Genomic DNA, 25,560 nt, shown 5'->3' on the forward strand with positions numbered 1-25,560 from the left:
CTATGGACCTGGCATCTTCGAGCCAGGGTCCGATTTACCCGCATTTGTCGGGTAAACGAGAGTCTACTGTGACGCGACCCCGGCTTTACTCCTCCATGGTCTCCACAGAAGAGGACTCCATCCCCGTGGCGGACTCGGTCGGCTCGGGCGACGCCGTCGGATCGTCGGTCGGCGGGCCGGACGTCTGCGGCTCGCGGCCGTTCCATGACAGCGAGCAGCTCGCGGTGCCGCCGTTCGAGGTGAACGAGACCCGGCCGTCGCCTCCGCTGTTCGGGTCGATGATCGTCACCCAGATCTGCACGGACCCGCCGGCCTTGATCGACCCGCTCGCCGGGAACACGTCCAGTCCCTGCGCGGCGGTCGCGACCCAGGACACCGAGGCGTTGCGGGCGCTGAGCCCGATCTTGGCCGCGCCGTCGATGCCGCCGAGCTCCGGCGGGCACGAGACGCCGAGCCTGGCGCCCGGCGCGGCCCGGCGGCGCGTGCTCGTGGGCACGGCCGCGGGTCTGGTGCTCGGCCGCGAGGCGGCCGGCCGCCCGCTCGGCGTGACCTTGGGCGACGGGGTGCGGCTCGCGGTCGGCGTCGGTGACGGCGTCAGGTCGTCCTGCTCCGGCACGGCCTCGGGCGTGGGGCTCTCCTCGGTGGCGAGCGCGGGGGAGGGGGTCGGACGCGGCGCGGTGCCGTTCGAGGCCTCGCCGCCGTTCATCACGACCATGGCACCGGTCGCGGCCAGCACGCACGCCCCCGCCAGCACCACCGGCGCCAGGCGGCGCGGCCGCCGCCGGCGCGAGCGGCGCCCGGCCGTCACGGGGAACCCGGTCCGGTCGAAGTTGTCCCCGCGATCCATGATCAGGGTACGGATCTGGTCGCGCTCCGGGCTGACGCACGTGTCGATCACCCGGCGGCGCAGCGAGATCGGCGGGAACGAGACCGGCACCAGGTCCAGCAGCCGCCCGGCCTTGACCTGGCGGTGCCGCCCCTCGGTGCACACCTCGCACCCGCCGATGTGCCCCGACAACCGCCGGCGCAGCAGCGGGGTGAGCGGCCCCTCCCAGGAGTCCACCATCGCCGACAGATCGGGGCAGTGCGCCCGGCCCGTCCTGGCCAGCACCACGGCCGCGGCGGCGATCTCCAGCTGGTCGCGGGCCCGGCCGAGCTTGGCGGCCGCCTGCCGCGAGGTCAGCGCCAGCACCGCGCCGACCTCGGACGGGGTCAGGCCGTGCCGCAGCGACAGCACCAGGACCTCGCGCTCGGTCCCGCCCAGCTCGCCCAGCGTCTCGTGGACCAGGTCGGCCAGCTCGGGGTCCTCCTGCTCCTCGGGCTCGGGCAGCGGCAGGCCCTGCGCCGGGGTGCCGCTCCTGTGCGCCATCCTGGCCCGCACCTGGAACCTGGTCAGCGCGTACAGCCAGGCCCGCAGCCGGCCCGGCTCCTTCAGCCGGGACACGTACCCCTGCGCGGTGACCAGGGCGTCGTGAACGGCGTCCGCCGCCAGGTCGCGCTCCCCGGCCAGGGAGTACGAAGGGCGCGGAGCTCCCGAGTCAATAAAAAACGCGTAGTCGTGCAGCCGTTCGGCGTAGGAGTCGAAGAGCGTGGCGGGAGCGTCGGCGTCCGTGCGCCGCAGAGCCTCGACGAGCTCTTGGTCGTCGGCGCGATCGACGGTCGGCCATCCAGGCACGGATTCCCTCCCCGCAGGTGCGACGGGCACTGAAGCCCCACGCGGAGAGGACGCCGCCTTGCTCTGGCAGGTTCGCCCGCCATGCCCAACAGGCATGACTCTGCTTATTGCCTCCGCTCCGTGGAGGCCGGCTGGCGCCGGGGCTCAGCCGTCGCAGTTCGGGGAGCAGAGGCGGCGCTCCATGCCCTGCAGGAAGAAGTCGCGGACCTGCAGGATGTTCTTGGCGATGTACGCCTCGCCGCCGGTGGCCTTGGCGAGCGCGTCCATCTGCTGCTTGCCTGGCGCGGCGTCCGGCCCGAAGGCGATGAGGATGATGCTGACCGGCCGCTTGGGGTTGTACGTCTCCTGCAGGAACTTCAGGATCGCCGGGTTCTTGATCCCGCCGTCGGGGTCGTCGTTGCCCGCGCCGTCCGTGAGGATCAAAATCGTATTGATCTTGTCCTGCTGGTACGTCTTGATCATCTCCGTGTACGCGGCCTTGAGCGTGTCGTTCAGCCCGGTGTCGCCCGTCGCCTTGGCCTGGGTCGTGGTGAGCTGCTTGACCAGGAGATCCTTGCGGAGCGTGCCGTTGAGGCTCTCGGTCAGCGGGCCGACGGGGACGAGCTCCTTCCAGTCCTTGCCCCGGCCGTCCAGATGCGTGGAGAACGTCCACACGCCCAGCTCGGAGTCGGCGGGGAACAGGCTGAGGCCCTCCGTGGCGATCTTACCGATGGCCTGCATGCGGGTCATGCCCGTGCCCGTCACCGGCAGCGCCATCGTCCCCGAGACGTCGAGGAGGGTGAGCAGCCGGGTGCCGAGGTTCAGCCTGGACCAGGTCTGCACCATCCGCGCCACGGTCGCGCCGTCCGGCGGGTTCAGCGCCGGCGGGGTCTCCGGAGTGAACCCCTTCTCCTTCGACAGCGTGGCGCCCGCCTTGCCGTCGGTCGTGCGGAAACCGGCCTCGTGCAGGATCTTCACGGCCGATTCCGTGGTCAGCGCCTGCTTGAAGTCCGCCGCCGCCTTCAGCGTCGCCGCGTCCTTGGTGAGGATCGTGACCGGGTAGTCGAGGCTGAGCGTGCCCTCCTCCGGGTAGAGGGCGACCACCGGAGCCTCCGGCTTCTTCGTGTTGTGGGCGTAGATGGCCTGCTCGGAGGTCACGCCCACCGGGACCTTGCTGCCGGACTTCACGGTGAGGCTCGCCAGCAGCGCCGTCGAGTCGGACGCCATCTGGCCGGACAGCTCCTTCAGCGCTCCCACCAGCGCCTTGTCCTGCCCGGCCTCCTTGGCCGTGCCCGCCGCGGCCAGCAGCGCGGCCAGGCCGGCGGAGTTCTTCTGCGGGTCGAGGGCGAGCACGCGCACCTTCTTGCCGGGCCCGTCCACGTTTGCCACGTTCGCCGCCGCGATCATGCCGGACCAGCTCGGCGTGAGGCTGCCCGACAGCTTCGCCGCGGCGGACTTGGCCGCCGCCAGCACGACGGGGGAGGTCGCGATCGAGCCCTCCGTCTCCGGCAGCGCCTTGCCCGCCGGCGTCGTGCGCATGGTCTCCATGAGCAGGCTGGAGTCCGCCACCCAGAAGTCGGCGGTGGCCTTGCCCGCGGCCAGCGCGTTCGCGGTCCTGGCCGCCGCCTCCTTGGCCACCGTCACGTCGACGCACTTGCTGTCGATCGAGTGCATGGCCTTGTTGTAGTTGCCGGCGATCTTGTTGAGCGCAGGCTGGATGTCGGGGGTCGCGACGACGCGCAGCGGCAGCTTGCCGCCCGAGCAGTCGTGGTCGCGGTTGAAAATCACGAACGCGGCCACACCGAGGAGCACGGCCAGGGCGACGGCCCCGGCCAGCGGCACGAGCACGCGGCCACGGCCGCCCCGTGACCGCCTGCGGGAGGGGGGTTCGCTGGCTCTGTATCCGCCGTCGAGCTCGTCTGTGCGGTGTCGCCCCACGATGTCCTCTTAGGTGTGTTGAGACCTTCCGGAGACCCTAGCGGGAGATGCTCCGCAATTACTCCGGGAACGATACTCGGTGCGGTCAGTGGTGCAAAACAGCCCTTTTGGTGCCACGATTACGCTGCGTTGCGGCGGTTGGCGGCAAGCGTGACCGGATGCCGGCGATGGCGGCACTCTCTAATGCGATGCGTTCAACATCAACATTGCGAGAAATGTCGGCAAATGCGCGTGTGTCGTGTTTTGCGGCGGCAGGTGAAACCATCGGCGCTCAATGACGGCCGGCGCTCCATTGCGGCCGGTCCTTCATGATGGCCGGTGCTCAATGATGGCAGCTGTGACCGCGCCAGGCCCGCCTCCCCTCCCGTACCGCGACCGCCGCCAGCGCCACCGCCACGGCCGGGTCGACCCACCACCAGCCCAGGGTGTTGAGCCACAGCCCTGTCAGTACGCCGGCCGCCATGGCCCCGCAGATCAGGTTCTGCGTGCCCTCGCCGGACGTGGCCGTGGAGGCCAGCCGCCGGCCGAGCCGCCGCTTGGCCATCCCCAGAATCGGCATGCTGACCAGGCTGAACGTCGTCACCACGATCCCCAGCACGCTCGGCGCCGCCCGGTGCCCCTCGCCCAGATCGTGCGCCACGTGCACGACGAGGTAGGGAGCGAGCAGCCACAAGCTCAGCGCGATCGCCCGCCTGGCGGAGCTCTCCGCGCTCGGCGACAGCGTGCGCTTCCCGGTGAACCGCCACAGGACGATCAGGCTTGCCGCCGCCTCCACCAGCGCGGACAGCGCCCACCCGATCAGCGCGACCGAGTGCGCGGACAAGCCCGCCGCCAGGCCGAGCGTGCTTTCCACACCCAGCCAGGCGAGCGTGACCACCGAGAGCGCGCGCGCCGAGCGGGCGGCGCGCAGCCAGTCGGCTGACGCGGCCGGACGCTCATGAATCCGCTGGTCAGGCACCGTGAACCCCCGAACTCCCGGCTATCCGGCCGTCGACAGCGATACGTAACGTACCCATCACGGATCGTGGCTTCGGAAGGCGTCGGCAAAGGATGGTCAAGATTCCCCGCATATGATCAGCGATGATCGTCGGGGGTCGATTCGGGGTAGTTTCGTGGCATTCGGGTCGTTCGGGGGGAGAAGGATCGTGCCGTTCACGCCCAGTCACATGGCCGCCGTCGTGCCGTTGATCTCGTCGCCGCGTGTACGCCGGTTCGTCGACCCGTGGGCGCTGGCGATGGGGGCGATGGTCCCGGATCTGCCGATCTTCCTGCCGTTTCTGCCCGACTACACCAACTGGCACTCCTGGGCCGGCGTCGTCACCATCGACCTGTTCGCGGTGCTGGTGCTGGTGCCGCTGTTCCACGCCGTCTTCAGGGATCCGCTGATCTCCCTGCTCCCGCCGTCGCTGGCCGGCCGCGCCGCGCTGCTGGCCCCCGACCGGCTCCGGCCGCTCCCCATCGCCGCGGGCGCCGTTATCGGCGCGGCCTCGCACGTCCTGTGGGACTCCTTCACCCACTCCACCGGCCCCACGGAGTGGGGTCCCTGGCTGTCCGTCTCGGTCTTCGGTGTGATCAGGCTCTTCCGCCTTCTGCAGTACACGTCGTCCGTGATCGGCCTGGCCGCCGTGGTGTGGTGGGGGTGGCGAGAGCTGTCCAGAATGGCGCCGATGGCCGTACCCGACCGTTTGAAGATCTCCCCACGCCTGCGGCGGGTCGTCATGGCGGCCGCCTCGGCCGGCGTCGTCGCCGGCGCGTTCCTCTGGCCCCTCGTGGACGAGCCCAGCCCGGCCCTCGGCCTGCCCAGCGTCATCACCAAGACCGGCGCCGGCACGGTGATCGGGCTGTGCCTGGTGCTCGCGTGCTACGCGGTGGCCTGGCAGGTCAGGCGGCGCATGGCAGTATCGGGACGTGTCTGAGCACTGGCAGTATCGGGAGGGTGCTTGAGTACGTCACCGACGCCGACGACCCGCGCCTCTCCGACTACACCCGGCTGCGCGACGTGGAGCTGCGCAAGAGCCTCGAGGCCGAACGCGGCCTCTTTCTCGCCGAGGGCGAGAAGGTCATCAGGCGCGCCATCGGCGCCGGCTACCCGATCCGCTCGGTCCTGACCACCCGCCGCTGGCTGACCCAGCTGACGGACGTCCTCGGCGACGCCACCGTCTACGTGGTGACCGACGAGATCATGTCGAGCATCGCCGGCTTCCCCGTCCACCGCGGCGCCCTCGCCTCGATGGAGCGCCTCCCGCTGCCCGCCGTGGAGACCCTGCTCAAGGGCGGGGCCCGGCGCCTGCTGGTTCTGGAGGACCTGGTCGACCACTCGAATGTGGGCGCGATCTTCAGGTCGGCCGCCGCGCTGGGGGTGGACGGGATCATCCTGTCGCCGCGCTGCGCCGATCCGCTGTACCGGCGTGCCGTGAAGGTGTCGATGGGGGCGGTGTTCTCGATCCCGTACGCGCGGATGGACCACTGGTACACGGGCCTGGAGCAGCTTCGTGAGACGGGCTTCCAGACGCTTGCTCTGACTCCGGATCAAACAGCCACACCTATGGATGCCGTCAAGCTGCGAGATCGAGTGGCGCTGCTGCTGGGCTCCGAGGGCGACGGGCTGTCCTCGCACTGGCTGGAGGAAGCCGACCAGGCGGTGTGCATCCCGATGAGCGCGGGGGCGATGGCCGCCGGCGTGGACTCGCTGAACGTTGTGGCTGCGGCGGCCATCGCCTGCCATGGGCTGATGCGATCAGCGGACTTCTCCTCTGAGCAGGACTGACCAATGCTCCACTTTGTGGACGAAAATCCGTCTAGGGCTGTTTCTTGAGCCAGACCCACAGCAATTTCAGCGGTTTGATGAATTTCGCGAGCACCGCAGTGGCGACCGCGCTGCAGATCCAGTGCGATGTGCAGCCGTCGTACACCTGTTCCCAGGTCTGGAACTGTTTCTGGTTCCAACGGGCTTTGTAAACGTCGATCCGGTAATAGACCGAATTGTCCCGAAGGCTCTTTACCGAGACGACGCCGTCGTAACACTGGCCCGGGTCGTCAACGCTGAAGACCCACCCGTTCATGCTGCACTGCAAGTAGTAGCCGCTTGGCTCGGCCCGGGCGGAGGGCGCCGTGACGGTGAACAACGAAGCGATTGTCGTGAGCACGAGCGCCCGTGCGGCAGCTTTGCGGATCAGGATTTTCTTGCTATACAAAGCATCCTCCAAACTCGGTTGCTGTTGCCCGTATTTCCGCCGAGGTAGTTCGTGAAACACTGCACAGGGCTCGCGTGGCCTATCCCGCCGTTCATGCTGCCATACGGCCGGCGATCCCGCCGTGACCTCAGGGCGCGCCGATGTTCCCGAACACAAAGGCGCCCTTTAGGCGGACTGCCCATCTTGTACTGCTCGCCCTGCCAAGCCTCTAGGTGTCAGCGCTGTGGCCCGGCGAGAGCCGAGAACGCAGCCGAAGCCCCAGGACCACGGCCAGACCGAAGGTCACGAGCAGGGCCGCGACGGCGAAAGTCCAGTGGGTCCCGCGAGCCACCTCCGCTGACGCGGCTGTGGTCACATCACTCGTGCCGGCGGCGAAGGAGAAGACCGCCCCCATGACCGACGCGCCGGTCATGAGGCCCAGGTTCCGGGAGAGATTCAGCATGCCCGACACCAGGCCACGCTGGCGCGAGGAGACATCCTTCATGACCGCGGTGTTGTTGGCTGCCTGAAACAGCGCGTAGCCGGCGGTGACGGCAACCAGGGGCAGGACATATCCGATCACACCGGCTGCCGTGGGCATCAAGGAGAGCATTACGGCGCCGCCGATGATGCCGATGAGCCCGACGACCACCATGGCCTCGGCTCCGAAGCGATCGGTGGCGCGGCCTGCCGGGACGCCGGTGAGGGCGGACACTGCGGGGCCCGCTGACATCACCAGACCGACAATGGCCGGGTCGAGGTCGAGTGCCCCGGCCAGGTGGAAGGGCCCCACGACGAGAGTGGTCATCATGACGGTCGAGACCAGGGCGCTCGTCGTCAGGCCGGCGGTGAGGACGGGGTCGCGGAGCGTCGAAAGGGTGAGCAGCGGGGATGAGACCCGGCTCTCGGTGATGACGAACAGGGCGAGGCCTGCCCCCGAGATGATGAGCAATCCGATGGCCAGCGGGCCGAACGAGTTCCCTTCGACCGTCATGGCCAGCGCGTACGCGCCCAGGGTGATCGCCAGTAACGCCGCGCCCACGGTGTCGAACCGCTGGCGTGCGGAGCTCGTCGCTGGTGCGGAGCCGGGCAGCACCTGGAATGTGAGCGCGAGCGTGAGAAGGCCGAGCGGCACGCCGACCAGGAAGATCGCACGCCAGCCGAAGACCGCGATCAGGACTCCACCGAGGGAGGGTCCTAGCGCCGTGCCGACTGCTGACATCGTTCCGAGCAGTCCCATGACCCTGCCGGTACGGCCCTTGGGCACCGTCTCGCCGACGAAGGCCATGGTCAGCGCCATCATGCACGCGGCGCCGACTCCTTGGAGTGCCCGGGCGGCGACCAGGAGGGGAAGGTTCGGGGCGAGACCGCACAGCAGCGTCGCGAGGGTGAACACGGCGATGCCACTCAGCAGGAGGCGACGTCGGCCGGCGAGGTCGCCGAGTCGGCCGACTCCGATGATCAGTGTCGTGATGGCCAGAAGGTAGGCGATCACGACCCACTGGACCTCGTTGAAGGCCGCGTCGAAGGCCGCAGCCATGTTCGGCAGGCCGACGTTTGCGCTGCTGATGCTCAGTGAGGGCAGGAGCATGGACAGCGACAGTGCGGTGAGCGCCCAGGCCAGTGGTGGACGGCGTGCAGGCGATGTCTGCTCAGGCTCGGTGCCCGCAGGGGTTGCTGGTCTCAAGATGATGGCCTCTTCCTGGAGTCCGGGGTCGCAATGAACGTAGGTCTCGGTTCCGACCTGGCGGAAGGCGCAATGATGGAAAGCCATTTGTGTATGAAGCGCCATGTCTGGTTTTTCTGTGAGATCGTGTTCGCATGGCCCGGCCCGATCTGAATTTGCTGGTCACGCTGGACGTCCTGCTCGAGGAGTGCAGCGTGACGCGGGCGGGAGAACGGCTTGCGCTCAGTCCGTCTGCGATGAGTCGCGCGCTCGCGCGATTGCGGCGAGCCACGGGTGACCCGCTGCTGGTGCGGGCCGGCCGAGGGCTGGTGCCCACGCCCCGCGCCTTGGAGTTGCGCGAGCGCGTGCATGGCTTGGTCCAGGACGCCGAAGAGGTATTGCGGCCGGCCGAGAAGCTGGACCTGGCGACGCTGGAGAGGACTTTCGCGTTGCGCAGCAGCGATGGATTCGTGGAAAGATTCGGTCCCGCGTTGGTCGCCAAGGTCGGCAGAGAGGCCCCTGGCGTGCGACTGCGGTTCCTGCAGAAGACCAAGAAGGACGCAGGTCCCTTGCGAGAGGGCATGGTCGACCTGGAGACGGGCGTCGTCGAGCACGCTCTGGCTCCGGACGTGTTGAGCAAGCCCCTGTTCACCGACCGGTTCATCGGGGTGGTGCGGAGCGAGCACCCGCTGAGCACCGGGAAGGTGACGACGGCCCGGTATGCCTCCTCGCGACACGTGCACGTCTCGCGGCGCGGTCTGACGGAGGGGCTGGTGGATGAGGCTCTTCGCCCGACGGGCCGCCGGCGGGAAATCGTGACGGTCGTCGACGGCTTCAGCGCCGCGTTGGCCCTGGCGAAGGCTTCGGACCTGGTTGCCACGGTTCCGGAGCGTCACACCGAGAACCTGCGGCGAGGGATGCGCTCCTTCGAGCTGCCCTTCAGCGCTCCCGAAGTGACGGTGTCGCTGCTGTGGCACGTCCGACTCGACGCAGACCCGGCTCACCGATGGCTGCGCAACAGCGTGCTCGGTGTGTGTCGCTTCGGCGGGCCTGAGTCGATGCGCTCAGGCGTGGGTGAGTAGCTCGGCCCAAGCGAACGGTCCTCCGGAGACGGCATTGTTCTCTCTATGCATTCCGATAGCGCGCAATTTCCGGCTGCTGGGCTGAGGCCGTCCTGCCCTGAATGTGGCAGTGCGCTCAGCGGGCCCGTACGCGCGTGCCCGCGCTGCGGCCTGCCGCTGAGCGGGCCCGTCGCGGCGGAGCTGTGGCAGGTGGACGGCGCGCTGGCAAGCCTGCGGGCGCGCGAGGCCCAACTGCTCGGGCGACGCGGGTATCTGCTCAGCCTGCTCAGGGTGGACCGCGAACGTATCGCTACGGGCTCCCGGTCGAGCGGCGGTCCGGGGGAGGCCGAGGCAGAAGGGCGGCAGGGTGCCGGGGCCGACGAGCAGCCGGTGGTGGCCGGGGCCCGCGGGTGGGCCGGCGGTGCTGCCGGTTCAGGCGCTGGTGACCGTGCTTCTGCGGGCCGGCCGTGGCCCGCTCAGGAGGTCTCGCGCAGGACCACGCAGAACCTGCTGCTGATCCTCGGTGGCCTCCTGCTCACGGTGGCGGCGGTCGTGTTCATCCTGGTGAGCTGGGGCCATCTCGGTATCGCCGGGCGGAGCGCGGTCCTCGTGGCGATCACCGGGGTGACGCTGGCCGTACCCGCGCTCCTGCTCAGGCGGGGCCTCACCTCGACCGCCGAGACGGTCGGGGCGCTGGGTCTGGCGCTGATGCTGCTCGACGGCTATGCGGCCCGCCGCGTCGGCCTGCTCGACAGCCTGTCGGGGGCGGACTACGCAGCGGGGGCGATCGGGCTGACGGCGCTCGTGGCGGCGGCGTATGCCAGGCTCCTCCGGCTCACGCTGCCGATGCCCATCGCGATCGTGCTGATCCAGATCCCGCTGCCGCTGCTGGCGATCGACGCGGGCCGTACCTGGTTGACCGTGGCCCTCACCACCACGGCCGTGCTGGACGCGGGCGTCTGGATCGCCGCCCGCCGGGCCGCGGCAGCACGGACGCGGGGGCTCCGTGTGACCGCGGCCGTCTGCCTCGGCAGCACCGGGACGATCGCCCTCATGACGGCCGGCTTCCTCACGGTGATCGCCGAGACCGTCATTGCCGCCCTGCCGCACGCGGGAGCGCTGGTCGTGCTCGCCGCCGTCGGCATGTTCATCGCCCTGCGTGTGGACGGCTCCACTCGCGCGCTTCCCGTCGTCCTGGCGGCGACGGCTCTGACCCTCGCCCTGGCCGCGCCGATCCGCCCGCTGCTGCGAGACGACTGGCAGGTCCTGCCGTACACCGCCGCCGCCCTGGCCGTGATGGCTCTCGCCGTGCTGTTGCCGAGCCGCCTGCGCACGGCGGGTGTGGCCTCCGGCGGTGTGCTCGCTCTGGTGTCCGCGCTGCCGCTCACGCCTGAGGCGGTGATCGTCCTGCTCAGCCCGCTCAGCCGGCTGGACGAGGTCTGGGCCGGCCCTGCCTGGCCATGGGCCCCGGTCGGGATCGCGCGCCCCGCCACGATCGCCTTTGCGCTGCTGGCGCTGGCCTGCGCCGTACTCGCCAGGTGGAGGCGGAATCCGGGCGCATTCGTGTTCGGCACGCCGGCGGTCGTGCTGGTGCCGGTGGCCTACGGGCTCGGCTACGTACCGGCGGTCGCCGTGTTCGTCGCTCTCGCGCTGCTGCTCACGGCGGTCGCGACGAGGTATCAGGCCGCCACCTGGGCGGCCGGGTTCGCTGCCGTTCAGGCCGTCACCTGGTCGCTGGCCATGGAGGGTGCGACCTACGTGACGCTCGGGGTCCTCTTCGCCGCGTGGGCGATCCTCTACCGCAGGCCCGCCGCGCTGACCGGAGCGGTGCTGAGCGGCGGCGGACTGCTGTGGGCGCTGCTCGCCGGAGCCGGCCTGCCCGTGCTGGACTCCTGCGCGGTGGGGCTGGCCGTGGCGGCCGCCCTGGCCCTTGCCGCCGGGTACGGCACGCCGCCCGCAAAGCACGACGACGATACGCCGTCCGCACAGCCGGGGGTCTGGTCGCCGAGGACGTTCGGCCATGGACTGGCCGTCGTTCTCGCGACACTGTCCGTTCTGCCGGTCATCGACGCCGTCGCCTCCGTGCTCGGCTCCTACGTTCCGGCGGTCGCCCCCTGGCGGGGCCTGCCGCAACTCGCCGAACAGCGCCTGCTGGTCGCGCCTGCCCTCGCTCTGTCAGGAGCGGTACTGACACTCGTCACCCGCCCGTTCGCGGCGGTGATCATCGGGTCCGTCGTGGTCGCGGTGGTCCCGGTCACGGTGCCCATGCCGTACCCGCTGGTCCTGGTCCTGCTGGTGGCGGGAACGGCGGCAGCCGCGGCCGTGGCCACCAGGAACCGGATGGGTGCGGGTGCGGCGCTCTGGCTGGGCTCGCTCGCCATCGGCTGGGCGCTGGCGTTCCAGTGGGCGACGCTGGCGGTGCTGCCCGCGCTGGCGCTGGTCGCCGGAGCGTCGGCCGTGCTGGGCAGGGCCAGGTTCGCCGCCATGGCCGTCTCGGGCCTGCTCGTCGCCGGGGAGGCGGTCGCGGTCGCGCGGGCCATGGGGGTGGAGGCGATCGAGGCCTACACGCTGCCTTTCGCGCTGGTGCTGCTCGCGCTCGGCTGGTGGCGCACAAGGGGCAGGCAGATCTCGTCCTGGCCGGTCTACGGGCCGGGCCTGGCGTTGGCGTTCGCGCCGAGCTTGCTGGCCGAGGCCGGCTCGCTCCGCTCGCTGCTGCTGGGGATCGCCGCGCTGGCCGTGACCCTTGCCGGGGCGAAGGGCAGGCTGCAGGCCCCGGCGGTGCTCGGCGGGCTCACGCTGGCGGCGGTGACGCTGCGGGAGCTCGCGCCATGGATCGCGGAGCTGGTGGGCGTGGTGCCGAGGTGGATGCCGATCGCGGTCGGCGGGCTGCTGCTCCTGGTGGTGGGCGCGACCTATGAGGCGCGCAAACGCGACGTGATCAGGCTCAAGGATGCCGTCGCAAAGTTGCGGTGAACATCTGGAGCGCGGCGGCGTTGTCCAACGGCGTGGGCTCGCTCAACGTGGTGGCCGCCGCCGCGATCGCCTGCCGTGGTTTGATGGGCGTGAAGTGATCACGCTTGTTGCCGTTCGAGATGGGAGACGAGCTTGTGATCAGCAGTTCGGCGCCGCAAGGGTTCAGCGACCTCTGGTCGGAGGACCGGGAGCGGCAGAACGCCGCCTATGAGGAGATGATGAAGGCGACCGGGGAGCCGGTTTCCTGGGCTTACGAGGTGTGGGACGAGGTGGTCGGCAACCTTGCCCATGAGGACAATCACAACCGCGCGATCGCGGCGCAGATCCTCTGCAACCTGGCTCTCAGCGACCCGGAGCAGCGCATTCTGGACGGCCTCGCCCCGCTGATCGAAGTGACCAGGGACAAGCGGTTCGTGACGGCGCGGCACTGCCTGCAGTCCTTGTGGAAGATCGGGCTCGCCGGACCCGCCCAGCGGACGGCCGTGGTCGGCGCGCTGGCCGCTCGATTCGCCGATTGCGCGCCGGAGAAGAACTCCACCCTCATCCGGAACGACATCGTCGTCGGACTGCGAAACCTGCACAAGGCCACCGGCGATGAGACGATCGAGCGACGGGCACAGGCGCTCATCGAGACCGAGGACGACCTCAAATACCGCAGCAAGTACGCCAAATCCTGGCGTCAATGACGTCGTCGACTCCAGATGTGACAGCCATGCCGGCCGAAGGCGGGCGTGACGGCGAGTGGAGTGGCCGGTGCCGCTGACACCCGCCCGCTCCCTGGCGGTCTCCCCTCAGTTGAGGCTTCCCTTCGTGAGCAGGATGTCCAGCCGCTCGACCGTGGGGCGCGACTCCACGTGCAACCGCGGTACGTCCAGCCCCTCGTCGGCCAGTACGGCGAGCAGGCCCATCCGCCCCACGGCGTACACGACGATGTAGCCGCCGCGACACCGGATCACGACCTCGCGCAGGTCTCCCATGCCCACCTCCGCCCCGGTGCGTTTCCCGAGACCGAGGGTCGCGGCGGCCAGTGCCGACACCACCTCGGGCCGGGCGCCGTCCGTATCGGCGACGACGAGCAGTCCGTCCACCGTTGCGACAGCGGTTTCCATCACCCCCGTCACCTGCTCTCGAAGGAGGTGAAGCTCCGTGAGAATCGGGTTCTGCGCCATGATCACGACTTCCTCGCTGCTAATTACTGTGGTCATCGGTGTTCAGCGCTCCTGCGATCGTGCCTGCTGCCGCACTGCGGCGTGGTAGCAGCGGGAGGCGCAACGAAGTGTCGGTGGGATGGTCATCGGCGTCCGCCGCGGTCGGGCTCGGGTCGAGCAGCCCTTCCTGCACCATATGCGCGATTTCCTGCATGACGACGAAGAGGCCCTGGCCGAGAGAGAAGGCGATGTCGCGGGGGGTGCGGCGGCCCGTGGCCTTGGCGAGTACGGAGTGGCGTAACGCGGCAGCCTGGATCGCCGGGGCAGCCGCCGGCCGCACGGCCAGCGGCCTGCACTGAGGTGTCACACCTGCGTCCTCCCAGCTGGAGGCGATCTCCAGGCGGCGTGCGGTCTCGCGATCCAGGCGTTCGACGGGGATGCCGGGAAGTACCAGCAGCTGAGGCAGGAGGTCGTCGGGGCCCAGAGGCTCCATCGCCCCGGGCCCGGCGCCGAACAGGGCCATCGCGAAGAGGGCGTCGAACGTGGCCGAGAGGCACACCGCCTCCAGCCCGGCGATGCCGACGCTGTCGCGCGCGATGAGCTCGGGACCGACCCGTCCAGCGGGAGCGCCGGCCGTGAATGCGGCGTTCCAAGCGGACTCGCTGACGCGCCCCGACCGGATGAGCAGCGACTCCGGGCCGGGCGACGCCGGGGTGGTGGCGGCGATCACAAGGCCGTTTCGCAAGTGGACGACGCCGCCGGGGCTGCCGTCGACCCGCAGCCGACCGGAGGGCATCACTTGCGTGCCGTATCGCAGCATTGAGCCCACAGGGCTCAAGTCTTCGACCTCTTGCGCTGACACTTACGGCCCTTCACTATCTGGAGCCACAAGAGTACTTTATGTCCCTGTAGGTGCAAAAGATCAGAAAGGGCCAAATGAACATCGATACTGCGCTCAAAGAAGCAATGACCATTGAGGGTGCGCTGGGTGCGGCGCTCGTCGATTACGGCAGCGGCATGGCTCTGGGCGCCGTCGGGGGCGGCCGCGATCTCGACCTGGAGCTCGCGGCTGCCGGGAACACTGACGTCGTACGGGCCAAGCTGCGCACCCTGGCCACGCTCAACATGGACGAAGAGATCGAGGACATCCTGATCACACTGAGGAAGCAGTATCACGTCATCCGGCTGCTCTCGGCTCCTGGCGGCCAGCTCTTCCTGTACATCGTCCTCGACCGGGACCGCGCCAATCTCGCGCTTGCCCGGCATAGTCTCAAGCGTATCGAGGGTGCGATTTCCCTCTGACTCTGACGGTAATGAATATCTGACGAGAGTCGTTCTCGAAGGCGGCCGGCTCCTGCTCTCCTCTGCAGGAGTATCCGCTCGCCGCCCCGGATGGGCCTGGTAGCGCCCGTGTGGTCGTCGTCGGCGCGATCTTCAGATCGGCGGCTGCCTCCGTTCACTGCGAAGGGGCGTCGGTGTGCTCCTCTGCGCGTACCGACCAGCTTGGACGCTCGTTCAGCACCTCCGGGACGAACCCGGCCATCTGCTTGTAATGCAGAGCGATCTCCTCGCGCTCGGCCAGCGGCATGACCTCCTCGATGTCGCTGAAACCCCGCGGGGCTCGCTGGTGAGCCGTCCTCAAGATGACCTCGGGCCCGTCCTGCCGGTTGGCCAGCACGATCTTGCTCGTGACCGGCCGGCGCCGGCTCTCGTAGAAGTCCAGGCCGCGCCCGGTCGCCAGGGCGTAGGCCAGGACGCGAGCGTCGATGATGGCCTGTACGGCACCGTTGGAGCCGGTGGGGTACATGGGGTGCGCGGCGTCGCCCATCAGGGTGACCTTCTCCGTCGACCAATACGGCAACGGGTCCCGGTCCACCATCGGATACTCGTACACCGCCTCCGCGGCCGAGATGAGCTTGGGGACGTCGAGCCAGTCGAACCGCCAGTCCGCCACGTGGTGGATGAACTTGCCGATGTCCACCGGCCGGTTCCAGTCGCCTCGCGGTGTGGTTTCGGGAGCCCGGCGCTGGATGGCCCAGTTGATCAGCACGTTGCCGTCGGGGTCCGGCGGCGCGATGGGGTAGACGACGACCTTCTGCACGTCGTCACCGGCCATGAGCATGGACCTGCCGGTCATGAACGGCTTGCTGTACGTGGTGCCGCGCCACAGCACCTCGCCGCTCCACAACGGCGCGCCCTCGTCGGGGAACAGGGCGGCTCTGACGCCGGAGCGGATGCCGTCGGCGCCTACGAGCACGTCGGCATCGTGATCGAGTTCGGTGACGGGCGACCCCGTCACCACCGCCTCCGGGCCGAGACGCTCCCTGACCGCGTCCAGGAGCATGAACTGCAGCCTTCCCCGGTGTATCGAATACTGGGGCCACTTGTAGCCCGCGTTCAGCCCGCGCGGCTCGGACCAGATGACCTGCCCGTAACGGTTGACGAAGGTCAGATCCGCCGTCGGCACGCCGATCTCCGCCAGGCGGTCGCCCAGGCCGAGCTCGGCGAGCTCGCGCACGGCGTGTGGCAGGATGTTGATGCCCACGCCCAGCGGCTGGATCTCGTCGACCGACTCGCGGACGACCACATCGGTGATCCCTGCGGCATGCAGGCTCAGGGCCGCGGTCAGCCCGGCGATGCCGGCACCGGCGATGACAACACGCATGTGAAACGACCTCCTCGCAGGCCCACGATCTTTGCCGGTTGTCGGCAAGATCTTCACTACCTTTGAGCGGCGAACTGCCCGGGGTCAGCACATACAAGAGCAATCCCCATGTCAAGGAAGGGACATCGCCTTTTGGCGCGCATGGGCGTTTAGGGGCGTGACACGGGGCACGGAAAGACACCATGTCGTGGTGAGGAGATGAGATGCATCCCGTAGAGAAGGTCGTATCGCTGGGAATGGGCATGCTCAGCGCCACGCTGGCGGCCGCGCTGTTCAAGCGGGTGTGGAAGCTGGCCTCTGGTCAGGACGACGCGCCGGACGCCGACGACCTGGAGCGCGGCTGGGCCGAGATCCTTGTCGCGGCGGCGGTGCAGGGAGCGATCTTCGGGCTGGTCAAGGCCGCGGTGCACCGCGCGGGCGCGCAGACCTTCCAGCGCAGGAGCGCGGCGGAGGGCTGACCCGCCGGGACGCGGCGGCGGCGCTTCGTGCAGCTCCACATGGCGGCCGCCCCTGCCGGAGGTGCCCGCTCGGCTTGGGACCAGGCGTCACGGCTGGTCGGTGAGCCAGTCGGGGTAGCAGTCGATGTCGTGGGTGACCGGCCGGCTGATGATCGGGCCGTTCTCGCCGGTCTCCCTGATGCGCTGCTCCACGGTGTGCGCCTGCCGCTCCGCCGTGATGAGCGTGAGCTGCCACGTGCTCTCGTCGGATGGCACTTCGTCGATGTCGATGGAGGTCGCCAGGCCCGCGCGCAGGAGGCCGTGCGCCAGTGCGGCTGCTTTCTCGTGGCCGTCGATCGTCGTGCGAACCTCGATGAATTCCGCCATGAGGTCGTCCTTCAGAAGGGGAGAACACCACCCTATCTGCGGAGCCGTCGAGGAAGCCTGATACGCCGGGGAAATCCGCGCCACGCGCTCGTCGAGCGGCCGGAGATGACGGCGCCGGTCGTTCCGCTCGGGCCGGTCGCCTGCCCGGGTCAGGGCGGCGGGGCGGTCGGCGAAGCGCGCGACCTCGTAGAACGGCACCCCCGCCCAGTGCAGCCCGGCCTCCTCGCAGGCGCTCTGGTAGCCGCCGCGCCGCCCCCGCATGGCCTCGAACCCCGCGCTCTTCTGACGATCGAGGTCGGCCCACCCGGTGTAGCCGTCCTCGTGCAGGCCCACCATGGCCACCGCGATCCGGCGGTGCCCGAGCTCGAGCACGTGCCGCGCGGCCGCCGCCCCCGCCGCGGGCTCGTCGATCCCGACGAACGGGTGGCCGGGCACGTAGGGCTCGTCCACGATCACCACGGGCAGCTTCCTGGCGAGAACTTCGGCCGGCGCCGGATGACCGTCGGGCAGCGACATCACGCAGAACGCGTCCACCACCGCGTCCCTGACGGTCTCGCCGCGCCGGTCGCCGTGCGGCAGCGGCAGGATAAGCAACCCAAGCCCGCCTCCTCCGCGGCCGTGGCCATCCCCTGGAAGAACCCGATCGAGTACGGGTCGGCGAACGCGTACGCCGGCGTCTCGCTGAAGATCAGCCCGAGCGCCCCCGCCCGGCCCAGCCGCAGCGACCGCGCCGTCGGGTTGGGCCCCGCGTAGCCGAGCTCGTCGGCCACCTCCAGGATCCGCTGCCGCAGCCCCTCGCTGAGCTGGTCGGGGCGGGAGAAGGCGTAGGAAACGGTGGCCCGGGACACGCCCCGGCCGGCGTACTCGCTCAGGTGGACCGCGGACCGCCTGGACCCGGCGTGCCGCACCGCGTGATGCTGCACAATGTGACGTATCGATTACTCGCAGCAGTGTAGGCCGGAGGGCTCATGAACTTGGCCTGGATCACCGCAGTCGCGACGGCGCTGGGCCCGCCGGGCCCGGCCATGGCCATGGCCGGGCCGGCCGTCCTCACCTGCTCCGTCGCCACCCCGTGGAGCCGGCCGCTGACCTTCACGCCCGGCGTCGGGCTGACTCCCCGTCAGGTCAGCGTCAGCGGCTACCTCCGGCTCACCGGCTGCATGTCCCCCGACGGCTCGGCCGCCGGCCTGCGTTCCGGCTGGGTCGCCATGAAGGCCACGGCGCACGCCTCGTGCACGAGTGCCCGCCGCGTCCGCGGCAGCGCCGTCATCACCTGGTTCGGCGCGGACGGGCGCCCCATCGGCACCTCGAAGCTGCGCAGCCGGGGCGACCGCCTCGCCACCCAGAGCCCGGCCGACACCCTGCTCAGCGGCACCGTCGCCACGGGGCCGCTCGACGGGGAGCGCGTCCGCGGCGGGATCACGCCCGCCACGGGCCTGCTCACCTGCGCCACCCAGGGCATGCGACACCTGCCCGGCGCGGGCCGCATCACGTTCGGCTAGTCGCCGCCCTACGAAATGTGCAAGATCCCGCGGGTGGTGAGCGGGGGAAGGGCGCACCTGACGCTAGCCCCCCATGATCTGTTCCCCGGCGTAGTCGAGGAGCTGCTCGGCGGTGGAGAAACGGCGCTCGTTCTCGTCCTTGAGCAGCACGCCCACCACCTGCCTGCCGTTCCGCTCACCCGCGAACAGCAGGCAGTACCCGGCCGCGTTCGTGTAGCCGGTCTTCACGCCCAGCACCCCGTCCGCGCGTGACAGCAGCTTGTTGGAGTTGCGCCAGGTGTGCGCCAGGTGCAGCGACGTCTTGGCCACCTTGTGCACCTTCGCCCCGACCACGGTCCTGAACGTGCTGCTCGCCAGTGCCCGCTGCGCCAGCTTCGCCTGGTCGACGGCCGTCGAGTAGCCGCCGTTGGCCGGCGTGGGCATGCCGTCCGGGTTGGTGTAGCGGGTGCCGGCCAGGCCGAGGGCGCGGGCGGTGCTGTTCATCTTGGCGACGAAGGCCGTCTTGCCCGGGCCGTACTGGCGGGCCAGGGCGTTGGCCGCGTCCGCGCCCGAGGGCAGCATGAGCCCGTACAGCAGGTCCCTGACCGTGAGCTGCTCGCCCTTCTTCAGCCCCGCCGTGGTGGCGCCGCCACGGGCGGCGTACTTGACGTCGGTCGCGGTGATCGTGATCGTGTCGCTCAGCCGGGCCTCGCGCAGCACGACGTACGCGGTCATGACCTTGACCAGGCTCGCCACCGGGACTCGCCGCGTCTCCTGCTTGCCGAAGTGGATCGTTCCCGCCGAGTCGACGACGTACGCCGACGCGGCCTTCACCGTGGGCGCGTCGGCCGCGGCGGCCGGGACGGAGATGCCCACAACCACGGCGAGTACGGCAGAGCTGATCATTCCCGCAATTGGCATGGAAAACATGTTGGCAGGAGATCAAGGGTTCGTTTGCCGAACTCCGCCATAAAGCCCCATCAGACCGGGGTAAATGAATGCTAGATCCGATGGGGGCGGCCGTGGCAGGCAGATTCATCATCAGCGAGGACGGGCGGGGCGGCTACCGTTTCGCACTCGTCGCGAACAACGGGCAGACGCTGGCGATCGGGGAGGGCTATCCGACCAAGGTCGCCTGCGTGAACGGCATCGAGACGGTACGCAGGAACGCCCCGGAGGCCGTCATCGACGACCAGAGCGGCGGCGAGGGCTAGGAGACGAGGGCGTCCTGCTCCGCGGCGCGCTGCCTCCTCCTGCGCCGCACCATGAACCAGGGCCCGCCCGCGACGGCCAGCAACGCCACCGCCGCCGCCGCGACGGGCGACCGCGCGGCCAGCTCCAGCCAGCCCCACACGAACGCGGTCAGGCCGAACCACCACATGGGCGCCCAGGTCAGGCAGCCCAGCGCGCTCGCGACCACGTACCAGGGGTAGGAAACCCGCAGCGCACCGGCCACCCACGGCAGCGTGTGCCGCAGCATGGGCACCCAGAAGCACCCGTAGACGGCCAGCGCGCCCCACTTCTCGACGACCCGCTCGATCTTCGCGATCCGCTCGCGGCCCAGCTTGACGCCGACGCGCGAGTCGTAGAGCTTCTCGCCCAGCCTCCGGCCGACCCAGTAGTAGATCTGGAACGCGCCGAACAGGGCGAGGATCAGGATGGCGCCCACCAGCCAGTAGGGCAGGCCGAGGAAGAACGGCTCCGTGGGGGCGGGGACGGCGATCCTCGCAGGCCACATCCGCGGCTCACCACCCTCCTGAAGCCTTAGGTCAGGCTTACCTTAGTTCAACGTGCAAGTGATTGCCACACCCGCTTGCAAGCACCCTGGCAAAAGGTGCAACCGGCCGACAACCACCACTCAACCACCCAGCCTCACTCTATGGGTGAGCAAAAAGGGGTGTTGACGATGTCGACGACGAGAAGCGCAGCCGTCCTGGCCAGTGGTACCGCGAACGCGGCCAAGTTGTTCGTGGCCGCCTTGGCCTTCACCAGCGCGTACGTCGGCTTCGCCGCCTACGGCAACGCCAGCTCGGTCCCCGAGCCCGCGCGGAGCGTCACCCTGTCGGCCCGCGAGCTGCCCATCTCCGAGCAACTGGCCACGCCCGCCCGGGCCGGCCAGGTCACCGTGAGCGTTCTGGCCGACGGCGGCCCCGGATGCGCCAAGTCGTACGTGGCCCGCAGCGTGCTGGTCAACCCCGACCCCGCCCAGGGCGTGCACTACGGCTGGCGGCTGGCCCGCTGGAGCCCCGCCACCAAGGCCTGGCGCACGTACGTCGTTCACCACGACGGCTTCGCGGGCGCGACGAAGACCGTCGAGTGGCGGCCGCAGATCTCGGGCAACCCCGGTTGGTACCGCGTCGAGGTGACCGCCGAGGGCGCCAAGACCATCAAGAGCGACCGTTTCCAGGTGAGCTGCTGACCGACCGCTGCGCCGCCTCCACCCAGCGCGGCACGCCGACCCGCTCGGCCACCTCCAGGGCCTTCGTGTAGTGGTCGCGCGCGGCGTCCGGCTGCCCCAGGCGGATGGCGAGGTCGCCGAGCGTCAGCGCCACCGGCCACAGCGCCACCACGCCGGTGCCCGCGCCCGCCACCCGGTCGGCGAACGGCTTGAGCTTGTCGTAGCAGTCGACCATCCGCTCCCGGTCCTCCAGCAGCATCCCGGCCAGCGCCCGCCAGGTCATCGCCAGTTCGTACAGGAAGTCGGGGCGCACCGGCGGACGCGTGGCGGCCACGGCCTTGGCGTCGTTGACGTGCCCCGCCGAGGCCAGGGCCAGCGCGTAGGCGTCGAGCGTCCACTTGGCGCCGCGATGGTGCTTCTCGGCGAGCAGCTCGACCATCTCCGCCGCCCGGCCGTCCACCAGGTGCAGGCAGAAAGTCGTGATCAGCGGCAGGTCCTGGCGGCCCTCCAGCATGCCCGCCCGCGCGGTCATCCTGGCCGCGTCCCGGTAGGCCCGCTCGGCGCCCGCGTAGTCGCCGGCGATCATGAGCCGCTGCCCGGCGTACCAGACGACGACCGCGGCCGGGGCCGACAGGTCGTACTGCTTGGCCAAGCTGTCGGCGGCGGCGGCGTGCTCGTCGGCGACCGCGAACTCGCCCCTGGCCGCCGCGCACTCCAGCAGCACCAGGTGCGCCAGCGCCTGCGTGGCCATCTGCCCTGAGAGCTGGGCCACCTCCAGCAGCTCCCTGCCGATGCTCTCGCGCGCGTCCACGGCCGGGATGTCGTACGACTGCCGCAGCCGCCCGCTCAGCGCCGCCGCGATCAGCGTCGGGTCGCCGCTCTGCCTGGCCAGCTCCAGCGCCTCCAGCGACGCCTGCCGCCCCCGCTCGGGCGAGGAGGAGCCCTCCAGCTCCAGGGCGAGCGTCGTCAGCAGGCTGGCCCGCAGCCGCTGCTCGCCCGCCGGCAGCTCCATGAGCGCCTTCTCGGTGACGTCCACGATCTCCCACGCGGTGCGGGTGAAGTCGCGCGCCATGCCCTTGTGCGGCACGGCCAGCGACGCCGCCACCTTCGCGGTGATCTCCAGGTCGCCCAGCGGCAGCGCGGCGTCCATGGCCTGGCGCCGCAGCAGCCGGGCCGCGTGCATGTCGCCGCACAGCGCCAGCGCCCTGATCTGGCGCAGCATGAGCCGCAGGCGCTCCTTGGCGCGCTCCGGCTCCTGCTGCTCGCCGCCCTGCTCCTCGTTCCTAGACCGGTCGAACGCCGCGATGGCCTGCTCCCACAGGCTGGCCGCCTCGCGGTGGGCGAAGCGCCGCTCGGCCTGCTCGGCCGCCAGCCCCGCGTAGTGGACCGCCTTCTCCGCCGCGTCGGCCAGGAAGTAGTGGTGCGCCAGCGCCGCCACGTCGGACGGCGCGCGCTGCTCGATCACCCTCGCCACGAGCGCGTGCAGCCTCGTGCGGCGCAGCCGGGAGGCGTCGGAGTAGATCGTGTCGCGCACCAGGTCGTGGTCGAACCTCAGCATGCCGGGACCCGGCTCGGTCACCAGCCCGGCCAGCAGCGCCGCCTCGACCGCCTCGATCACCGCGTCCTCGTCGTCGGCCACGTTGACCAGCACGTCCAGATCGACGTCGCGGCCGATCACCGCGGCCTGCAGCAGGATCTGCTGCGCGCCCGCGGGCAGCCGTGAGATGCGCCGCCGCAGCACGTCGCGGACGCCGGACGGCACCTGGGAGAGCACCTCGGTGGCGCTGGCCCGGTCGGCCGCGCCCTCGGAGTCGAGCAGGCGAACAGTCTCCCGCACGAAGAACGGGTTGCCGCCGGTGCGCTCGACGATCGACTCGACCGCGTCCTCGTCGATCTCGCGGACGCACGTCGCCCTGACCAGCTCGGCCACGGCCTTCGGATCGAGCCCCGACAGGCCCACGCGGACCGGCCCCAGCCTGGCCAGCGCGGCCAGCACGTCGGACTGGCGGTCGTCGAGCTCGCTCTCCCTGCACGTCACCACGAGCAGCACCCGGCTGGTCGCGAGCAGGCTCGGCAGCGCGCGCAGCAGTGCGAGCGTCTGGTCGTCGGCCCAGTGCAGGTCCTCGAGCGTCAGCAGCACCGGTGCCCGCCGCGCGACCCCGGCCAGGTAGCCGCCGACCGCCCGGTGCAGGCGGAACCCGCCGGACACCTCGTCCTCGTCGGGATCGGGCGCCGCGTCGTCCAGCAGCGGCGCGAGCAGCTGCTGGTATTCGCCCGCGCCCGTCATGCCGATGAGCGTGCGCAGGATCTCCACCCAGGCCCACCCGGGCGGGGTGGCGCTGGAGTCGGGGCAGGCGCCGGACGCGGTGATCCAGCCGTCGCCGCCGAGCCTGCCCCCGAGCTGGCGCAGCAGCGTGGTCTTGCCCGCGCCCGCGACCCCGGTGACGATCGCGACCTGGAACCTTCCCGTGCGCGAGGCCGCCGTGGTCATCCTGGACAGCTCGGCGTCGCGGCCGACGAACGGCTCCGGCTCCAACGGCGGCGGCTCGACCGGCGTGGCCCGCCTGGGCGGCCAGGTGTCGGTGACCGGCGCCGGCCTCGACTGCCGCGCGGGGACGGCCAGCTCCAGCTCGGGCGCCTGGGACAGGATGTCGGACTCCAGCTTGCGCAGCGCCGGGCCCGGGTCGATGCCCAGCTCGTCGGCCAGCATGTTTCTGGCCCTGCGCAGCGCGGCCAGCGCGTCGCCCTGCCGGCCACAGCGGTAGAGCCCGAGCGCCAGCAGCCGCCAGCCTTCCTCGCGCAGCGGGTGCTCCGTGGTGAGCGCCTCGAGATCGGGCACGGTCTCGGCGTGCATGCCGAGCCGCAGCCCGGTGTCGCCGTGCCGCTCGCGCGCCACGAGCCGCAGCTCGGTCAGCCGGCTGACCTCGGCCTCGGCCCACTGCTGGTCGGCGAAGTCGGAGTAAGGAGTGCCGCGCCACAGGCCCAGCGCCTTCTCCAGGCGGCCGCGGGCCGACTGCGGGTCGCCCTCCTCCAGGTGCTCGCCCGCCGCGCGGACGAGCTGCTCGAACCTGAGCGCGTCGACCTGGTCGGAGGCCACCCGCAGCGCGTAGCCGGACGCCACCGTCACCAGCAGCCGGTTGGGGCCGCCGCGCGGGCGGCCCGGCTCGAGCACCCTGCGCAGGCGCGAGATGTAGACCTGCAGGCCCGACTGCGCGCCCTTGGCCGCGTCGTCGTCCCACAGATCGTAAAGAAGCGTGTCAACCGGTACGACTTGACCCCTGGCCACGAGGAGTCGGGCGAGGACGGCCCGCTGCCGCAACCCGCCGAGGTCGAGCTCGTCGTCGTGTTCGTACGCCTCGACTGGCCCCAGAACTCGGAACGCCACCATGTCAGCCGCCACGGTATGCGGGCCTGTGAATCAGGCACAAGGTGTTTGATGGGTTTGGGATTGTCACTGGGGGGCCTTCGAGATCGCGGACGGGGATTCCGCGGCGGTGTTCCGGCCGTTGCGCCTGCGCAGGAGCGCCCATGCGCCCAGTGCCAGGCCGCCGAACGGGATCTCGATAGTGTAAGTCCAGAAGCCGAAAAGCAGTGCCGTCGCGGTCGCCGGAGCGGCCGGCACGGCGAAGGCGGTGGTGAGCAGAAGCACCACCCCGCCCTCCATGATCCCCGCCCCGCTGGGCGTGATCACGGCGCTGGTGAGCACCCGCGACAGGGCGAAGACGGCGATCGACTGGGCCAGGCCCGGCCAGGCGCCGGTGGCGTACATGCAGGTGGCCATGATCGTCCACTGGAAGCCGAGGAAGAACACCATGCCGAGCGACAGGCCCGGCCACCGGGTCCTGACCACTCCGGCGGTGTCGGCCCGCAGCCGCTGGAACGCATCGGAGGCGTGGAAGCGCAGCCGCAGCAGCCGCGCGACGGCGTCGAGCACGCGGCCGAGCACGGCGGCGGCGCGGTCCCAGTAGAGGGCGGCGGCCACGACGGCGCAGAGCGCCAGGATCGAGATCGCGCCCGTCCAGCCCGCGTTGGCGACCGTCGCGTTGGGCGCCTCGCCCGCGATCAGCAACGCCATGATCCCGATGGCCGGCAGGATGAACCTGAACAGGGTGTTCCAGATGCCGCTGACCAGCGTCATGACCACGATCGACCGGTTGGCGAAGCCCCAGCCCCTGGTCATCGCGAACGACAGCGCCACGCCCACCGCGCCGCCGAACGGCAGCAGGTTGCTCACCGCGCTGCCCGCCGCGTTGAGCGCGAGGCCCTGCAGGTTGTTCAGCCCGGGCAGCGAGTTGGTCAGCACGAACGTGTAGGCCAGCAGGCTCAGCAGCCACAGCGTGGTCATCAGGGCGATCTCGCCCGCGCCGAGCGCGCCGAACACCGCGCCGATCTCGGTCCAGGAGACGGGCTTGCCGGTGAGGGCCCGCACGATCTGCGGCAGGTAGACCACCAGCAGCACGGCCAGTCCGAGCGACAGCACGGACAGGGCGATCTGTAGCCACTTGTTCTTCATCGGGGTCCAGTCTGCCGGGTGCCGGCGGTCGGCCTCCTCCATCTGAAGTATTACGTGGGCCCTGCT

General features: G+C 70.4%; 24 protein-coding genes. 10 read left to right on the forward strand and 14 right to left on the reverse strand.

Going from position 1 to position 25,560, the window contains the following annotated elements; all coding sequences use genetic code 11:
* Positions 1 to 85: 85 nt before the first annotated feature.
* From EJK15_RS31850 to EJK15_RS31860, 3 genes are all read right to left on the reverse strand, one after another.
* Complete coding sequence (locus EJK15_RS31850; RefSeq protein ID WP_138714182.1) at positions 86 to 1,675, reverse strand: hypothetical protein; 1,590 nt, start codon at positions 1,673 to 1,675, stop codon at positions 86 to 88.
* Between the two features lie 144 nt (positions 1,676 to 1,819).
* Positions 1,820 to 3,502 (reverse strand): substrate-binding domain-containing protein, encoded by a 1,683-nt coding sequence (locus EJK15_RS31855; RefSeq protein WP_138714183.1) that lies wholly within the window; start codon positions 3,500 to 3,502, stop codon positions 1,820 to 1,822.
* Between the two features lie 412 nt (positions 3,503 to 3,914).
* Positions 3,915 to 4,550, reverse strand: a complete 636-nt coding sequence (locus tag EJK15_RS31860) for a cation diffusion facilitator family transporter (RefSeq protein ID WP_240777347.1) — start codon at positions 4,548 to 4,550, stop codon at positions 3,915 to 3,917.
* A gap of 187 nt (positions 4,551 to 4,737) precedes the next feature.
* Between EJK15_RS31860 and EJK15_RS31865 the strand changes: the two genes are divergently transcribed.
* A complete protein-coding gene (locus EJK15_RS31865; RefSeq protein WP_138714184.1) occupies positions 4,738 to 5,508 on the forward strand; it encodes a DUF4184 family protein in 771 nt (256 codons plus the stop codon).
* A 20-nt stretch (positions 5,509 to 5,528) separates the two neighbouring features.
* Positions 5,529 to 6,359, forward strand: a complete 831-nt coding sequence (locus EJK15_RS31870) for a TrmH family RNA methyltransferase (protein ID WP_138714185.1) — start codon at positions 5,529 to 5,531, stop codon at positions 6,357 to 6,359.
* Between the two features lie 31 nt (positions 6,360 to 6,390).
* Here EJK15_RS31870 and EJK15_RS31875 read toward each other — a convergent pair whose 3' ends face one another.
* Together EJK15_RS31875 and EJK15_RS31880 are read right to left on the reverse strand one after the other, a co-directional pair.
* Positions 6,391 to 6,786 carry a hypothetical protein gene (locus tag EJK15_RS31875; protein WP_138714186.1) on the reverse strand — a complete coding sequence of 132 codons (396 nt, stop codon included), beginning with the start codon at positions 6,784 to 6,786 and terminating at the stop codon, positions 6,391 to 6,393.
* A gap of 208 nt (positions 6,787 to 6,994) precedes the next feature.
* Complete coding sequence (locus EJK15_RS31880; protein ID WP_206061209.1) at positions 6,995 to 8,356, reverse strand: MFS transporter; 1,362 nt, start codon at positions 8,354 to 8,356, stop codon at positions 6,995 to 6,997.
* Positions 8,357 to 8,586: 230 nt separating this feature from the next.
* On the opposite strand from EJK15_RS31880, the gene EJK15_RS31885 reads away from it, so the two are divergent.
* From EJK15_RS31885 to EJK15_RS31895, 3 genes are all read left to right on the forward strand, one after another.
* The gene (locus EJK15_RS31885; RefSeq protein WP_138714188.1) at positions 8,587 to 9,513 is read left to right on the forward strand and encodes a LysR family transcriptional regulator; all 927 of its coding nucleotides are present in this window, start codon (positions 8,587 to 8,589) and stop codon (positions 9,511 to 9,513) included.
* A gap of 45 nt (positions 9,514 to 9,558) precedes the next feature.
* Positions 9,559 to 12,465: an SCO7613 C-terminal domain-containing membrane protein gene (locus EJK15_RS31890; RefSeq protein WP_138714189.1), complete on the forward strand. Its 2,907-nt coding sequence runs from the start codon at positions 9,559 to 9,561 to the stop codon at positions 12,463 to 12,465.
* 119 nt (positions 12,466 to 12,584) lie between these two features.
* Positions 12,585 to 13,151, forward strand: coding sequence for a hypothetical protein (locus tag EJK15_RS31895; protein WP_138714190.1), 567 nt, complete (start codon positions 12,585 to 12,587; stop codon positions 13,149 to 13,151).
* A 105-nt stretch (positions 13,152 to 13,256) separates the two neighbouring features.
* Here EJK15_RS31895 and EJK15_RS31900 read toward each other — a convergent pair whose 3' ends face one another.
* Positions 13,257 to 13,670 (reverse strand): roadblock/LC7 domain-containing protein, encoded by a 414-nt coding sequence (locus tag EJK15_RS31900; RefSeq protein WP_240777348.1) that lies wholly within the window; start codon positions 13,668 to 13,670, stop codon positions 13,257 to 13,259.
* Entirely contained in the window at positions 13,654 to 14,412 is a 759-nt protein-coding gene (locus tag EJK15_RS31905) for a hypothetical protein (protein ID WP_138714191.1), read from the reverse strand. The genes EJK15_RS31900 and EJK15_RS31905 overlap by 17 nt, the downstream gene beginning before the upstream one ends.
* Positions 14,413 to 14,549: 137 nt before the next feature.
* Between EJK15_RS31905 and EJK15_RS31910 the strand changes: the two genes are divergently transcribed.
* The gene (locus EJK15_RS31910) at positions 14,550 to 14,915 is read left to right on the forward strand and encodes a hypothetical protein (RefSeq protein WP_138714192.1); all 366 of its coding nucleotides are present in this window, start codon (positions 14,550 to 14,552) and stop codon (positions 14,913 to 14,915) included.
* A 154-nt stretch (positions 14,916 to 15,069) separates the two neighbouring features.
* Here EJK15_RS31910 and EJK15_RS31915 read toward each other — a convergent pair whose 3' ends face one another.
* Positions 15,070 to 16,278, reverse strand: coding sequence for a flavin-dependent oxidoreductase (locus EJK15_RS31915; protein WP_138714193.1), 1,209 nt, complete (start codon positions 16,276 to 16,278; stop codon positions 15,070 to 15,072).
* Positions 16,279 to 16,481: 203 nt separating this feature from the next.
* On the opposite strand from EJK15_RS31915, the gene EJK15_RS31920 reads away from it, so the two are divergent.
* On the forward strand, positions 16,482 to 16,736 hold the full coding sequence (locus tag EJK15_RS31920; RefSeq protein WP_138714194.1) for a DUF4235 domain-containing protein: 255 nt from the start codon (positions 16,482 to 16,484) through the stop codon (positions 16,734 to 16,736).
* An 87-nt stretch (positions 16,737 to 16,823) separates the two neighbouring features.
* Here EJK15_RS31920 and EJK15_RS31925 read toward each other — a convergent pair whose 3' ends face one another.
* The gene (locus tag EJK15_RS31925) at positions 16,824 to 17,696 is read right to left on the reverse strand and encodes a type 1 periplasmic-binding domain-containing protein (protein WP_171074649.1); all 873 of its coding nucleotides are present in this window, start codon (positions 17,694 to 17,696) and stop codon (positions 16,824 to 16,826) included.
* The gene (locus tag EJK15_RS31930) at positions 17,618 to 18,010 is read right to left on the reverse strand and encodes a LacI family DNA-binding transcriptional regulator (protein ID WP_171074650.1); all 393 of its coding nucleotides are present in this window, start codon (positions 18,008 to 18,010) and stop codon (positions 17,618 to 17,620) included. The genes EJK15_RS31925 and EJK15_RS31930 overlap by 79 nt, the downstream gene beginning before the upstream one ends.
* A gap of 60 nt (positions 18,011 to 18,070) precedes the next feature.
* On the opposite strand from EJK15_RS31930, the gene EJK15_RS31935 reads away from it, so the two are divergent.
* Positions 18,071 to 18,604, forward strand: a complete 534-nt coding sequence (locus tag EJK15_RS31935) for a hypothetical protein (RefSeq protein WP_138714197.1) — start codon at positions 18,071 to 18,073, stop codon at positions 18,602 to 18,604.
* 63 nt (positions 18,605 to 18,667) lie between these two features.
* On the opposite strand, the gene EJK15_RS31940 is transcribed toward EJK15_RS31935, so the two are convergent.
* Positions 18,668 to 19,504 carry a D-alanyl-D-alanine carboxypeptidase family protein gene (locus EJK15_RS31940; protein ID WP_240777349.1) on the reverse strand — a complete coding sequence of 279 codons (837 nt, stop codon included), beginning with the start codon at positions 19,502 to 19,504 and terminating at the stop codon, positions 18,668 to 18,670.
* Positions 19,505 to 19,605: 101 nt separating this feature from the next.
* On the opposite strand from EJK15_RS31940, the gene EJK15_RS31945 reads away from it, so the two are divergent.
* Positions 19,606 to 19,797: a YegP family protein gene (locus EJK15_RS31945; protein ID WP_138714198.1), complete on the forward strand. Its 192-nt coding sequence runs from the start codon at positions 19,606 to 19,608 to the stop codon at positions 19,795 to 19,797.
* Here the strand turns inward: EJK15_RS31945 and EJK15_RS31950 are convergent.
* On the reverse strand, positions 19,794 to 20,321 hold the full coding sequence (locus tag EJK15_RS31950) for a DedA family protein (protein WP_138714199.1): 528 nt from the start codon (positions 20,319 to 20,321) through the stop codon (positions 19,794 to 19,796). The genes EJK15_RS31945 and EJK15_RS31950 overlap by 4 nt on opposite strands.
* Before the next feature lie 168 nt (positions 20,322 to 20,489).
* On the opposite strand from EJK15_RS31950, the gene EJK15_RS31955 reads away from it, so the two are divergent.
* Positions 20,490 to 21,002, forward strand: a complete 513-nt coding sequence (locus tag EJK15_RS31955) for a hypothetical protein (protein WP_138714200.1) — start codon at positions 20,490 to 20,492, stop codon at positions 21,000 to 21,002.
* Here the strand turns inward: EJK15_RS31955 and EJK15_RS31960 are convergent.
* Positions 20,971 to 24,369, reverse strand: a complete 3,399-nt coding sequence (locus tag EJK15_RS31960; protein ID WP_138714201.1) for an ATP-binding protein — start codon at positions 24,367 to 24,369, stop codon at positions 20,971 to 20,973. The genes EJK15_RS31955 and EJK15_RS31960 overlap by 32 nt on opposite strands.
* Positions 24,370 to 24,432: 63 nt before the next feature.
* Positions 24,433 to 25,536, reverse strand: coding sequence for a lysylphosphatidylglycerol synthase domain-containing protein (locus EJK15_RS31965; protein ID WP_240777350.1), 1,104 nt, complete (start codon positions 25,534 to 25,536; stop codon positions 24,433 to 24,435).
* Between the last annotated feature and the right edge of the window lie 24 nt (positions 25,537 to 25,560).

Source organism: Nonomuraea basaltis, assembly GCF_005893125.1.
In the GTDB taxonomy this organism is placed as follows: Bacteria; Actinomycetota; Actinomycetes; order Streptosporangiales; family Streptosporangiaceae; genus Nonomuraea; species Nonomuraea basaltis.

Bases quoted from the DNA above. Each gene is read 5' to 3' on its own strand.
- EJK15_RS31940 (WP_240777349.1), bottom strand. From the start codon at position 19,504: ATGCCAATTGCGGGAATGATCAGCTCTGCCGTACTCGCCGTGGTTGTG.
- EJK15_RS31910 (WP_138714192.1), top strand. From the start codon at position 14,550: ATGAACATCGATACTGCGCTCAAAGAAGCAATGACCATTGAGGGTGCG.
- EJK15_RS31900 (WP_240777348.1), bottom strand. From the start codon at position 13,670: ATGACCACAGTAATTAGCAGCGAGGAAGTCGTGATCATGGCGCAGAAC.
- EJK15_RS31885 (WP_138714188.1), top strand. From the start codon at position 8,587: ATGGCCCGGCCCGATCTGAATTTGCTGGTCACGCTGGACGTCCTGCTC.
- EJK15_RS31955 (WP_138714200.1), top strand. From the start codon at position 20,490: ATGTCGACGACGAGAAGCGCAGCCGTCCTGGCCAGTGGTACCGCGAAC.
- EJK15_RS31950 (WP_138714199.1), bottom strand. From the start codon at position 20,321: ATGTGGCCTGCGAGGATCGCCGTCCCCGCCCCCACGGAGCCGTTCTTC.
- EJK15_RS31935 (WP_138714197.1), top strand. From the start codon at position 18,071: ATGAACTTGGCCTGGATCACCGCAGTCGCGACGGCGCTGGGCCCGCCG.
- EJK15_RS31890 (WP_138714189.1), top strand. From the start codon at position 9,559: ATGCATTCCGATAGCGCGCAATTTCCGGCTGCTGGGCTGAGGCCGTCC.
- EJK15_RS31915 (WP_138714193.1), bottom strand. From the start codon at position 16,278: ATGCGTGTTGTCATCGCCGGTGCCGGCATCGCCGGGCTGACCGCGGCC.
- EJK15_RS31960 (WP_138714201.1), bottom strand. From the start codon at position 24,369: ATGGTGGCGTTCCGAGTTCTGGGGCCAGTCGAGGCGTACGAACACGAC.
- EJK15_RS31880 (WP_206061209.1), bottom strand. From the start codon at position 8,356: ATGCTCCTGCCCTCACTGAGCATCAGCAGCGCAAACGTCGGCCTGCCG.
- EJK15_RS31895 (WP_138714190.1), top strand. From the start codon at position 12,585: ATGGGAGACGAGCTTGTGATCAGCAGTTCGGCGCCGCAAGGGTTCAGC.
- EJK15_RS31965 (WP_240777350.1), bottom strand. From the start codon at position 25,536: ATGGAGGAGGCCGACCGCCGGCACCCGGCAGACTGGACCCCGATGAAG.
- EJK15_RS31920 (WP_138714194.1), top strand. From the start codon at position 16,482: ATGCATCCCGTAGAGAAGGTCGTATCGCTGGGAATGGGCATGCTCAGC.